General features: G+C 52.4%; 9 protein-coding genes. 2 read left to right on the top strand and 7 right to left on the bottom strand.

Annotation, left to right across the window (positions count from 1 at the left end; all coding sequences use genetic code 11):
• Window positions 1-14: 14 nt before the first annotated feature.
• The 5 genes from PT279_RS03640 to PT279_RS03660 form a co-directional block, all read right to left on the bottom strand.
• Complete coding sequence (locus PT279_RS03640) at window positions 15-2,441, bottom strand: glycyl radical protein (protein ID WP_277165556.1); 2,427 nt, start codon at window positions 2,439-2,441, stop codon at window positions 15-17.
• Between the two features lie 341 nt (window positions 2,442-2,782).
• Window positions 2,783-3,529: a DeoR/GlpR family DNA-binding transcription regulator gene (locus PT279_RS03645; RefSeq protein WP_277165558.1), complete on the bottom strand. Its 747-nt coding sequence runs from the start codon at window positions 3,527-3,529 to the stop codon at window positions 2,783-2,785.
• A 184-nt stretch (window positions 3,530-3,713) separates the two neighbouring features.
• On the bottom strand, window positions 3,714-4,622 hold the full coding sequence (locus tag PT279_RS03650) for a glycyl-radical enzyme activating protein (protein ID WP_277165560.1): 909 nt from the start codon (window positions 4,620-4,622) through the stop codon (window positions 3,714-3,716).
• 205 nt (window positions 4,623-4,827) lie between these two features.
• Window positions 4,828-5,022, bottom strand: coding sequence for a 50S ribosomal protein L28 (gene rpmB / locus PT279_RS03655; RefSeq protein ID WP_277165563.1), 195 nt, complete (start codon window positions 5,020-5,022; stop codon window positions 4,828-4,830).
• A 969-nt stretch (window positions 5,023-5,991) separates the two neighbouring features.
• A complete protein-coding gene (locus PT279_RS03660; RefSeq protein ID WP_277165565.1) occupies window positions 5,992-7,125 on the bottom strand; it encodes a beta-propeller fold lactonase family protein in 1,134 nt (377 codons plus the stop codon).
• Window positions 7,126-7,613: 488 nt separating this feature from the next.
• Here PT279_RS03660 and PT279_RS03665 point away from each other — a divergent pair, with 488 nt between their 5' ends.
• Together PT279_RS03665 and PT279_RS03670 are read left to right on the top strand one after the other, a co-directional pair.
• Window positions 7,614-8,408, top strand: a complete 795-nt coding sequence (locus PT279_RS03665; RefSeq protein WP_277165567.1) for a TetR/AcrR family transcriptional regulator — start codon at window positions 7,614-7,616, stop codon at window positions 8,406-8,408.
• Between the two features lie 58 nt (window positions 8,409-8,466).
• Window positions 8,467-9,219, top strand: coding sequence for a mechanosensitive ion channel domain-containing protein (locus PT279_RS03670; RefSeq protein ID WP_277165569.1), 753 nt, complete (start codon window positions 8,467-8,469; stop codon window positions 9,217-9,219).
• A 189-nt stretch (window positions 9,220-9,408) separates the two neighbouring features.
• Here PT279_RS03670 and PT279_RS03675 read toward each other — a convergent pair whose 3' ends face one another.
• Window positions 9,409-11,208, bottom strand: coding sequence for a type II CAAX endopeptidase family protein (locus PT279_RS03675; protein ID WP_277165571.1), 1,800 nt, complete (start codon window positions 11,206-11,208; stop codon window positions 9,409-9,411).
• A gap of 133 nt (window positions 11,209-11,341) precedes the next feature.
• Entirely contained in the window at window positions 11,342-12,490 is a 1,149-nt protein-coding gene (locus tag PT279_RS03680) for a D-alanine--D-alanine ligase family protein (protein WP_277165573.1), read from the bottom strand.
• Window positions 12,491-12,617 lie beyond the last annotated feature (127 nt).

A 12,617-nucleotide genomic window follows, 5' to 3' on the forward strand; every position in this document is an offset into this window, starting at 1 on the left:
AAGAAAATCGCGGATTACAGCGCCTGCTCGGTCCGTTCGATGATGTCATCCTGAGTCGCCTTGAACAGCACGACAAAGAAGGCGCTGTAGCCGGCGACGCGAACAATCAGGTCACGATGCTTTTCCGGATGGACCTGTGCATCAAGCAATGTGTCACGGGAGACAACATTGTATTGCACATGATATCCGTGAAGCTTATCGAAGAACGCCCTGGTCAGCAAGGCGAGCTTCTGCCTGTTCTCCATCTTCGAAAGCACCTGCGGGGTCACCTTCTGGTTGAGCAGCACACCTCCGGTGATGTCATCCGTGGACAGCTTGGAAACCGACTTGAACACAGCGGTCGGTCCGTGTTGATCCGCGGAATGGGAGGGACTGCAACCTTCAGCGAGCGGCTCACCTGCGGCACGGCCATCAGGGGTGGCCAACGTACCTGCGCCCTGTGGCACATTCGCCGAAATCGAGCTGGTACCGGCATAATAGATTCCGCCGATCGGCCCGCGGCCATATCGGGTATTGTGGTACTTCTTCATCTCATCGATATAGATGTCATACGCTTGGCGAATAAGCGAATCGACATAATCATTGTCGTTGCCATACTTCGGCGCCGCCTTCATCAGCTCGCGGATATGCTGGTTCTTCTCGCCCTGCCAATTGGCCTGCATCGCGTCCCAAAGCTCTTCGGGAGTGACCTTCTTCTCTTCGAAGACCACTTTCTTCATGGCCGCAAGAGAATCAGCAAGATTGGCGATACCCACCTGTAAGTCGGAAATAAAGTCGTAGACGGCTCCACCTTCTTTCATATTCAGGCCGCGGTCGATGCAATCATCTGTCAGGCAAGAGCAGAGAATATCAGCCGTATCCTGTTCGAGGACCATATCGCACGTCGCATCGATGATGACGCACTGCCGGCACATCTCACGAACGACTTTGTCCCAGCAATTCATGACCTGGTCGAAGCTCGTGAAGTCCTTGAAATGACCGGTGCCTTCCACAAGTTTCGTACCGCTTTGTGGATCGACGCCATTGTTCATCGCGATAAGCAGCGCCTTCGGGAAATTGAGGAAGCTCATGCCGGTGCAACGATAGCCCCATTTGCCCGGCACCGCCGTCTCCACACAACCGATGGCCGAATAATTGTAGGCATCATCGCGGGCCACACCCTTTTCGATGAAGCTGGGGATAATGACCTCGTCGTCGTTGAACGCCGGCATACCGAAACCGCAACGCACCACTTCGATGCATTCGTTCATGAAATCGTCGGGAAGATTCTCGTGATAGCGGACCGTAAGGTTCGGCTGTGTCAAATGGCATTGTGCCACGGACTTCAGGATGAGCCAGCTCATGGGGTTGGTGGCGTCTCTTGCTTCGCCGTCCACCAGCTTCTGGCCGCCGACCGTCACGTTCTGATAAAGCGGCGATCCGGCAGAGAACTGGGTGTGGCTCCACGGACGGACCTTGTTGACGGTGAAGGTCTTAAGCCAAAGATTGCACATCAGCTCGTCGGCTTCGTCGCTCGTGATCCGGCCGGTCTTCAGATCATCTTCATAATATGGCCACAGATATTGGTCCATGCGCCCGTAGGAAAGCGAATGCCCATTGGACTCGAGCTGCAAGGTGAGATGAATCAGCCACACCGATTGCACCGCCTCACGCAAGGTGCGTGCCGGCTCATACGGTACATGGTCCAAAGCCTCTGCCATTCCGCAAAGTTCGAAAGCACGGCGCTCGTCACCTTTTTGCGAACACCTCGTAGCCTGCTGGCGCGCCAACGCGGCATAGCGACCTGCGAATTCCTTGACCGCATCGACCACGATGAGAATCGCACGATAGAAGTAGCTCTTGTGGATGTTGCGGTAATCCGTTAGATCGAGCGAGTCAAGCTTCTCCTGGGCACGACGGGCGTAATCCTTCAACCCAAGCTTCAGCAAACCTTCGTAATTGACCGCACAATGGGCATCACCCGAAGTGATGTTGCCCTCGGACTTGATGATACCGAGATCATAAAACAGCTTGGAATGGGGAGGGAACGCCGCAAGCCCACGGTCCTGAAGAGTGTTGTGCTTCCAGAACGGATAGATGGAACGCAGCTTTTCCTTGTTTTCCTCGGTGATGGTGAACACGTCGCCATCACGATTTTCGAACTGATCCAGCTCGTCGATTACCCAGTCCATGGCGTATTCAGGGAAGATCGGTGCCGAACGGTTCTTTGAGGCCTGGTTGCCAGCGATGACCGTCTCAGGCTCGATGAAAATCGGCATCTGCTCAAGAATCTCCTTGAGCATGATCGCACGCTTGATGGCCAAGGGCTGGTCTTGCTGCTCCTGATAGACCTTGGTCGTGATCATCGCACGATCGACATCGATCTGTGGCACTGTGTCAAGCAGCTGATCACGGAAAGAGTTCATCCTGTCAGTGAGCTTTCCAAAATGTGAATCACTCATCGTACTTTCCTTTCATAAATGTAAGCTACATCACTTACGCAGCTTTAGAATAACGAAAGGAAGTATTTTTGTCAACTTCGTAACTAATTTATCTTTTGTTCGAAAGTAAAATACTTTCGATTTGATTTATTTTAGCCAAATGACTTTTATATTTATAAACAACTCAACACCCGAAGAAAACGGTAAACAATCCGGGCAAATGTACTGAAAATACCAAAAATCATCATATTTGGATATTAATGTCAACGGTTCTTGCAGACGTTCGTCTTCCAGTTGGAATCTAAAACATGGTCGACGCCGTCCGACCAAACATAATTGAAAAATTTACCTACAGCGAAATATCAGACCGTCACGATGTTGACGCCATGCCGATCCAACATTTTCCGGGCAGAGCCCGAAAGACCGTCATCCGTGAATATCGCCACATCTTTGTCGCCGAAATCAAGGGGAACAGTACCACGTCGCGCGAACTTGCTGCTTTCGGTGACGACGACCACACGGCCCTTATGCTGCGCCATACCGCAGACGGTTTCGGCACGCAAGGAATCACGATTGGCGAATCCCGTCTCCTCGCTGTATCCGTCGGTACCTGCGAAAAGAATATCGACATACATGCCTTTCAGGCAACGTTCAACCATCGGTCCGACCATGACTTGCGCCGTCTGCTGGTATATGCCACCCAAAAGGATGATTTGGCTTTGGGACTTCCCACGCACGTATCCGGCCACAAAGGCGCTGTTGGTGATGATGGTGAGGTCGTTTTTCGCCGAAACCAATTCTGCGGCCAACAACGCACAGGTGCTGCCATTCTCAATCATCACGGTATCGCCGTCATGGACGCACTCCGCTGCACGCTTTGCGATCTTCAGCTTTTCCTCGTAATGGTAGGCAAGTCGGCTCTCCATATTATCGGCGCTTTTCAGCACCGCGAACCCATGTTCGCGATCGATGATGCCCCGTTTTTCGAGTTCGCTCAGATCCTTGCGCATAGTGACTTCGGAAACCCCGAGTTCTTCGGCAAGTGTGGCCACCTCTATGCGCTTACGCTCAGTGAGCAGCTCCAGAATACGATTGGTTCTCGTTTCCATCCGTACACCTTCCGTAGCCGAATTCATCCCTTTTCCTATATTGTCAGCCTAACACCCACTATCCAGCAATCACAAGTGAATCAGTTTTCAAACGAAAGCATCTGTATCATCAAACCAAAATCGTTATCAATCATGACTCCAAGAATAACGACTCAACCGAAGCAACGAGACGGCAGAACTCTCGCTACAAAAAGGCGTCAACGCCCTCGTCAAGATACACCTGTCTGAAATCCTCGATGTCTTCAGGATGCGTATTAGGCACGCCTTTGAACGCATAGTCATCACGCCCCAGCAACTCGTACTTTGATTCTCCGAAATTGTGAAAAGGTAGGAGTTGAACCTTATTGACCCCGATTTCCCTAAGTTTGCGCGCCATGCCTCTGGCGTCGGCAAGCGAATCGTTGAACCCAGGAATGACCGGCGTACGAATCAACAGATCCTTGCCGGTAGAAACGGCGTAGGCCATATTCTTGAGGATCAGCTCGTTACCGACACCGGTACCTCGCTTGTGCAACCTCGTATCGTACTGTTTCAAATCCATGAAGATATGATCGAGATGTTCGATAGCGGCTCTGAAAGTCTTTTCAGGCACATGGCCGGTGGTCTCCATGCTGGTATCAATACCGCGGGCTTTCAGTTTGTCAAGCAATTCCACACAGAAGTGCCCCCACACCAGAGGTTCACCACCCGAAAGCGTGACTCCGCCGCCGCCCTCCTCGTAAAACGGCTCGTCTTGGAGACATTCGACAAGCACATCGTCGGTTGTGCGGTTTATGCCGACAACAGAGAGACCAGGACAGTCCCGCAATGCAGCATCAACCCGTGGATCCCCTATCTGCAAACGGATCACATCCGGCCCCCGTCGCGAACCGGTCTTGATGAAGCCGACCTTGGAGGCCAAACCATCGGAGGCCGCGCACCCGTCGCAAGAACGTTCGTCCCACTCGATTTCCGACGTTTTCCTCTGACTTTCCGGATTGGAACACCATCCGCACCGTAGCGGGCATCCCTTCAGAAAGACGACGGTACGTATGCCGGGACCGTCGTTAAGACTGAATTTCTGTACATTGAACACAATCGCGGATTCCAACATTGCCTCTTTCGAACGGTGTTTAGGAACGTGATATATCATCATTAATTACGCTCAAAATAAATATAACTTACGTTCGAAAATAAATCAACCATCGAAATGCCTACGAAAATTAAGAACCTTTCATATCCCGTTTTGGTTGTGAAACAGATATAAAAAACCTCCGACGCCGAACGACGTACGGAGGTTTGAAATTGCTACTCGCGATTCACGCAACCACGCGCTGAACCTTGCCTGCCTTGAGGCATTTGGCGCACACACGAATGCGGACGTTCTGTCCGTCAATAGTGGTGCGAACCGGCTGGAGGTTCGGGCTGAAGGTGCGCTTATTGCGGATATGTGAATGCGAAACGCTGTAACCGGTCTGCGGTCCCTTGCCGCACACTGCGCAACGAGCTGCCATAATGGACTCCCTATACTGTTTTGACTTGCAAGTCTTGATGCCGTCATCCTGCGTTTTGGCGCACAACAGCGACACACAACTTATCAAGTATACAACCGGGGCCGACCAAGGGCAACATGGCAGCTGGCCGCCAACCCCGTCCGCAGCCCAAACACGAGTGATCGGGCGGCCCTTTTGGCTCACCTGAACACATGGTCGACAAAAGACACCTTTATATATACCCACACTTATTTTCATACTCTTGACAGCCATGAGTTGGGATGAGCGGCGCCAAAGTATCAGTCCTTCGGATGAAGTTCAATCACATATTGCAAAACCAAGCGCAAAACGGCACCGGCAATGACGCAAATCACCGCCTCCTACACAGGACATGCCAGCCAGTTATGGTGCAGAGTCAATCGGCACCATCTAGGCGGCCGAAAATCAATCCATCAGATAAATCGTCCGAACCAACTTGGAATTAAGCTTCAAGCATAGAATACAAATACATTTTTTTATACAGTTAAAGCGATTTTGCACTTATAATATGCAATAATTGACTGTATTTTCTGGTCGAATATGCAATCAGCCCCCAAACGCCTGTCTTACGATATTCCGGTCTGAATTTCTACCGGAATAGCAACAAAAAGCGGGGATGTCAGAAGCGTCAAGCATATTTCACAGGATTTTCCGCTCAAAACAGCAAGGTTTCTGAATTCACCTCTCTTTTTTAGCCGTTCTACCCCAATATCAACCGTTCACATCTTTTTTTAACGTTTCATATTACGTCAACGACAAAGTTGTGCTCACGTCAACAGAAAAAAGAACTTTAAAAGTTCGATTTGACATATTTTATTATTTTATATTTTAAATCGATAATCTAAACAAAAATATATTCACGTAAACAGGCAAAAGGGCACTAACAACATGCTTGTGCCCTCCTCTGTCCGACTCTCTTTCCAAAGCTGTCGCAGCGACACAGAGAACGCTTTAGACGCCGGCCAAGGGCAGTACCACCGTCGGCGATCCGGCCGGATAATCCCCGAGATGCACCGGTTCACCGTCGTCCGCCACACGGAAAAGACTCAGATTGTCGCTGACCTCATTGGCAACGATCAACATGTTGCCGACGGCCTTGATATGCCGGGGACGCTTGCCACCGCAGGATATCCCGCGCCCTTTCCAGCCGGCTTCGCTTTCGGCAGCCAGGCGGCTCAGTTTTCTGCCATCCCAATACAACGTCACGATACGCTCGGAACCACGCAGTCCGACATAGACGAAACCACTGGAGAAAGGCGGCACTTCGGTGTCCTGCCCCTCGGAGGAATCGGTGACGTGAAGGGCATCCGGTACAAAAGCCAAGGAAGCTGCCTGATCGGGGTGCTCTCCCCCATCGCCGCCAAGACCCACCGTCTGGGCCACCCAGAACTCCTCGGATTGCTCCCCATCCTTGTTATCCTGGCCAACAGCCGAACCTACGCCATTACGATCGACAGGTTCAAGAATGGTCACCGTACAACCCCATTCGTCCACAACTGCGATACGCCAGTCACCGGACGGCCCCGGCAAAACGTGCAGGTCACGAGGGCCTGTGGCGGGTGCCAGTGAGATAAAGCCGGTACGGACCAGGCGCGAACCCTCCCAATGATGGACATAGATGCGGTCGGCACCCAAATCGGTAGTCAGCACACGGCCGTCGGCCAAAGGAAGAATCCAATGAGCGTGCGGCCCCTCTTGCGCCGGTAACGGCCCGTGATGATCAGGATCGCCATGCATCACCTGCGCCACCGGCCCCAGTACATCATCCGCATCAATCGGCAAAACGCAGACGGTACCGTCCTGATAGTCGGCGGTAATCAAGTGCCGGCCAAGTAGGGGATCAACAGCAATCGCCGCATGGGTGGGGCCGGACTTGGCAGGCAATTTCACACGCGACAGTTCTTCAAGCTTCACTTTCCCGTTTTTTGCCGGATTATCATTCGAATGGTCATCCTTATATACGATTCGCAGCGAAGCCACTTCGTCGGTATCCTCGAGAACCGCGAAAACGGTATCCCCCTCACGCAAAAGCCACGACGGAGAAGGCACATCAGAGGCAACGCCTGCGGGTCTGATTGACGGCAATTGCGATGAGCTATCATCGTCGACTAATTTTTTATTACCTTTGACACTTTTTTCTTGACGTAAAGTGACTTTTGCGTCAAACGTTTTAATGTCTATTGAATTAGGCAACAACAATACATGGGACTCGACACCTTTACTCTGTTCGTGATGAATAGCGCCGAACCCACCGACCATTAACTGATAAGTATGAATATCCATATTGTCAATCTATCGCGCTTTGAATGTTCGTTGTATATTTAAAAGCGATTTTTTAATTAATGTGATTTACATCACATTTAAATTTGTAAAATCACAACATGATGTATAAAAAAATAGATTAAAATACGAAATTATCTAATTTAATATACACAATAATATGTATAATGAAGCGTCGAAAAGTTTTCTCTACGCGATAATCGTAATTTAACCAAAATCGTCAACCATTATCCTTTAGAATCAATACTGAAATTCTTCACATAGAATTTTCTCAATCATCAGGAGGCATCAGAATGTCTAGACCCCGACAAGACTCAAATCAATTGCCGGCTACGACGCGCATGGAGAATGCGTTCTGGAAGTTGCTTGAGGAGCGGGATTATCCCAAAATTACCGTCACTGACATAGTCAATCTGGCGGGCGTCAACCGTAACTCTTTCTACTACCACTACTGCAAACTCAACAACCTCGCTGAAACAGCGATTCAGCACGCCGTCGAAGGTATCAGCAGGGCCCTGCCCGAATTCACCATCGACCCGTCCAAGGCTTGGAACGGCATCGTCATGCAGCTCATCGGCGTACCGGCCAACCGCATCTATCTCGACCGCATCTCGCTGACTGTAAGCTCGCACGGCTCTCCGTTCCTGCTCTTCACCGTGCACGACGCGATTCGCGACGGCTTCATCGAATGGCAGCACCTCGACCGCGACATGACCACCACTCAGAATTGTCTTTTGGAATTCTCGGTTGGCGGCCTGATGGCGCTTTCCGGGATGTGGCCCAAGCTCGCCAAGGAGACGACGGTCGAGCAGTGGAGCAACCTCGACGCGGCGGTGGTCGCGCGTACTCTTTACATGGCGGTTTCCGGAAACAGCATGCCGGGCTTCTGGGTGCAGATGTTCCGCACCGCATTGGAGAAGGGCGACAGCTCACTGCTCAAGAACATCGCCGAAGCTGAAAGCCAAGACAAGGATTTCAAGCATGAGGTTGATGCCTTGCTTGATGATCTTCACGTTATGCAGCATCAACATGTCGACGGTTTCAGGGGGAACGCCGCACTTATGGGTGGCATCAGCCACACCGCTTGATTTTCGGATTTCAGTCGGCCCAACAGCTCGAAGCCTACTGGGGGTAAGCTAAAGCTTTATGGAAACATTGCTGGACTGGCTCAAGATGCACGATAGTCGTATCGCTTTTCTGATTATCGTGCTTGTCATCGCCCTTGTGGCTACAAAAGCCGTTTCGCGATGGCTCAAGAAACTACTTAATCATTCCGGCATTCCCAATGCGTCGATTTTCATCAACCTTTCCCTGGTGGCGATCTGGACCATTGCCGTGGCCATGGTACTTCAGCCGGTTTTCGGTATCAATCCGACTACCATCGTCACGGCGCTTGGCGTCGGCGGCGTCGCAATCTCGTTGGGTCTGAAAGATACCATCGCCAACATCATCTCCGGTTTCGGACTGATGATTGGCCATGTCATTCACCCCGGCGACCATGTGCGCATCCAAAACATCACCGGAACCGTCGAGGACATCACTTGGCGGCAAACGGTGGTGCGCGAGCGCAACGGCAATCAGCTCATCATTCCCAACTCGGTGCTCAACACCTCTTCACTTGAACGTCTCACTCGTGAGGGCGAGGCGTGCGTCAGCGTGGCCTTTGCCGTGAAACCAGGCACGGATATCAAAATGGCGGCCAAACGCATCGTAGGCGTTCTCAAAACGGCAACTACCGGCATCACCGACCGACGCAATCCGCCGCAAATCAACTTCACCGGGTTTTCTCCTGACGGCGTTCAGGGCGAAGCTTTGCTTTTTGCCAACCCAGGCATCAATCAGGATCGGGTTCGCGATTGCGCCGTTCGTGCGCTGGCCAAGGAAGAATTCATCATCTAAAACCACAAGCCGCACAGGTAATTACAGCGGACAAAGTACAAAACCGTGATTGCCACCGCAAATCCTAAGCCCGCACAGAGAAAACCACACTTCCAACCACTTTTCCATAGCCGACTGCGCACATCCATGCCTGAGCCGGCATTGATCACGGTTGCGGACACGGCTGCTTGACGACGTTCTCCACTAAACTTATACGTTGAACAGTGCAGCAATCATCAGAATGGCGCACAGGCCGATGAAAGTGATGACTCCGGAGTTGCGCAATACCGTCCTGGCCCGCGTACCTGCCGGCAATTCCTCCGGCGCCCGATAGAACACCAGCTTCTTGCGCATGATGATGGCGATTACAATGCCCGCGATGAACATCGTGCAATCGAAGACAAAGTACGCCAGGAACGGCATGACTTCTCTGCCGCGCCCCGTGGCGAACGCCTGCTGCATGCCGCCGAACATATCCACTGAGACCCTCGACCTGATTGTTTTGCTCATCGGCAGGAAAGTCATCTCGGACAAAAACCCGTTAAAGAAATTGTACGTCATGTGCATGGCGATGGTATAGCGCAGCTTGCCGGTGCGCACGTAGGCATAGGCGAGCAGGAGGCCGAAAGCGAAAGTATAGAAGAACTGGAAGAGGTTGCCGTGGAAAAGGCCGAAAGCGAAGGCGGAAACCAGTATCGCCGTTTTTTCACCGTATTGCTGTGTATGGTCGATCAGTAGACGTCGGAAAAGCCATTCTTCGAAAATAGGACCGATGATGACCGTGAAGAGCAAAAGACTTATCGGGTCAAGGCTTTCAATCAGCTCGTTGATGCTGCTGCGCGCCTGATTGTGTGAAAGCAGACCCGAGAGGATGTTGCCGATGAAATTGCCGATATCCGTCAGCGGGAACGATATGGCCATCAGCGCGAAGAACATGCCAGGCCCCATATCGCTCGTTTTACGCTTGACTTTAGGCATGGTGCGGAAGATAAGCAATGACAGCGGAATCGCAATCGCGTAAAGCGGGCCATTGCCCATCAGCAATTGCACCCACATCGGCAGTTTCCGAGGATCGACGAATACTGATGTGAATCCGGAAATCAGCATGGCAAACACATTCCAGACCAGAACCACCATGACCAGAGTGAAGCCGATATTCGAGAAACGTTTGCAGGCTCCTTGAAGCCAACGGGACATCGCGGCCTGCCACGCGGGATTCGGCTGGTAGAAATAGCCGTTTACAGCGGGACGCGCGAATTGCGAAAACGGCTGCGCTCTGTAGCGAGGCTGGGAGGGGTACTGATAACCCGTTCCGGGCTGGGATTGGGACTGGGGTTGCGGTTGAGCTCCAGATAGCTGCGGCGGATAGGACGAATATTGGTATGCCTGATATTGCGGCTGCTGGTATGGCTGCGACGGATACTGGCCGGTCTGCTGGTATTGAGGCTGCTGATACTGATACTGATACTGGGCTTGATATGGGCGATACTGGGACTGCTGGTAACCAGCCTGAGACTGATAGGGCTGATACGTTTGCATTTGCGGCTGCTGGTACTGCTGACCCTGAGGACTGTACGGCTGGCCTTGATACGGCTGGGATGCCAGAATCTGGGCTTGATACTGCTGCACGGGCTGAGCCCCGGATTGCGCCCCATATGGCTGAGGATAGGTCTGGGACTGGGGCTGCTGCGTAGAAGATTGCTGTTGCGGCTGGACTAGCGATTTCAACGCCCGATAAGCCGATTCCGGTTCGTATTGAGACCTGGATTCCGCCTGGCTTGGTTGGCTTGGCTGGCTTGACGATTGAGCCTGATCTTGGGACTCAGAGGAATAATCCACTTGGTCGAGTCGCCGAGTTTCTTGGGTTTCCAGAGATTGCTGATCCGGTTGCGCCTTGGCGTGCAACGCATGATAGGGCGATTGTGGCTGCTGCGATTGCTGCGGCGAGTCAGATTCTTCTTGCGAAAGCGAATGTGAAGCCTGTTCTTCAGGACGGTTATCGTCGTTCATGTTGCGGCACATATCCTCTCGGATCATCGATAAATCGAATATATCAATTCATTGTATAAATCTGAATACAGTATGAAACAATAAATGATGTTTATCCATCTCGATTTAATTTTGCTAAAGTATAATATCTAGCTTACCTTAACACACCCTCGATAAGCTTGGTGACCAGCTCCGTATAGCTCACCCCGGTGGCCTCCCAAGCCTTCGGATACATCGAAATCGGGGTGAAGCCCGGCATGGTGTTGATTTCATTGACCATCACTTCGCCGCGCGAGGTCACGAACGTGTCCACGCGCGAAAGCCCGGCGCAATCAACGGCTTTGAAAGCACGGACTACGACCTCCTGCGCGAGTTTCAGCGTTTCCTGAGGCAGATTTGCCGGAACCTCTACATGCGATGCGTCGGAATCGGTGTATTTGCTGTCGAAATCGTAGAACTGGTCTCCGTCGGCGGCACGACGGTCGAGCACGATTTCGCCGGGCAGCGCCGACTTCGGCTCTTCGTCCGCAACCGGGTCGAACACGGCGCACTCGATCTCGTGCCCGTCGATGCCCTGCTCCACCAACACTTTCCAGTCGTGATGCGACGCCTCGAAAAGCGCCGCGGCCAGTTCCTCGGCGTCCCCTTGCTGTTCCAACTTGGTCACGCCGAAACTCGACCCGGCGCGGGATGGCTTGACAAACAGCGGATAGCGCAGATGCGCCGACTTGATAGTTTTCATCGCTTCGGCAGCGTCGCCTTTGAATTCGTCGGACGCATCAAAATCACGGGTATCGAACGTCACTCCGGGGGCCACGGGAATGCCGGCCTGTTGAAGAATGATCTTGGTGAATGCCTTGTCCATGCACGCGGCAGAAGCGAAAACGCCGCAACCGACGTATGGCACGCCCATCATTTCGAGAAGACCCTGGACCGTGCCATCCTCGCCATACGGACCGTGCAGCGTCGGGAATACCACGTCCACATAGCCGAGCGAGGTCAACTTACCGTTCGTTTCACGCACGTAGAAGCCGTTGTTGCCACGGGACATGTCGAGCACGACCGGTTTGACCGCATCATTGGCGTCGGACGTCTCCACTGTCGGCATCGCGCCATCCGCAGTATCGAAATCACGCGGATCGGTGCCGCCCATCACCCATTCTCCGGCCTTGGTGATGCCAATGGGAATCGGGTCGAAACGCTCGGTATCCATGGCCTTCATGACCCCTGCCGCCGAAAGGCAGGAAATCGAATGCTCATCCGCCCGGCCACCGTACAAAACCACTACGCGCTGCTTACGCATATCCCCTCGCTTTACTCCGACGAAACTCGAATCTGAACCCAAGCGTACACGGCAATGGACAGGAGACAAAGGGAATGATTCCCTCATTCACAAAGCCGATGCAGACCACGCCGACCCAAGCACGTTG

Origin of the sequence: Bifidobacterium sp. ESL0784 (assembly GCF_029433295.1) — a bacterium.
Classification (GTDB): domain Bacteria; phylum Actinomycetota; class Actinomycetes; order Actinomycetales; family Bifidobacteriaceae; genus Bifidobacterium.

Bases quoted from the DNA above. Each gene is read 5' to 3' on its own strand.
- PT279_RS03650 (WP_277165560.1), bottom strand. From the start codon at position 4,622: ATGTTGGAATCCGCGATTGTGTTCAATGTACAGAAATTCAGTCTTAAC.
- PT279_RS03645 (WP_277165558.1), bottom strand. From the start codon at position 3,529: ATGGAAACGAGAACCAATCGTATTCTGGAGCTGCTCACTGAGCGTAAG.
- PT279_RS03665 (WP_277165567.1), top strand. From the start codon at position 7,614: ATGTCTAGACCCCGACAAGACTCAAATCAATTGCCGGCTACGACGCGC.
- rpmB (WP_277165563.1), bottom strand. From the start codon at position 5,022: ATGGCAGCTCGTTGCGCAGTGTGCGGCAAGGGACCGCAGACCGGTTAC.
- PT279_RS03640 (WP_277165556.1), bottom strand. From the start codon at position 2,441: ATGAGTGATTCACATTTTGGAAAGCTCACTGACAGGATGAACTCTTTC.
- PT279_RS03675 (WP_277165571.1), bottom strand. From the start codon at position 11,208: ATGAACGACGATAACCGTCCTGAAGAACAGGCTTCACATTCGCTTTCG.
- PT279_RS03680 (WP_277165573.1), bottom strand. From the start codon at position 12,490: ATGCGTAAGCAGCGCGTAGTGGTTTTGTACGGTGGCCGGGCGGATGAG.
- PT279_RS03670 (WP_277165569.1), top strand. From the start codon at position 8,467: ATGGAAACATTGCTGGACTGGCTCAAGATGCACGATAGTCGTATCGCT.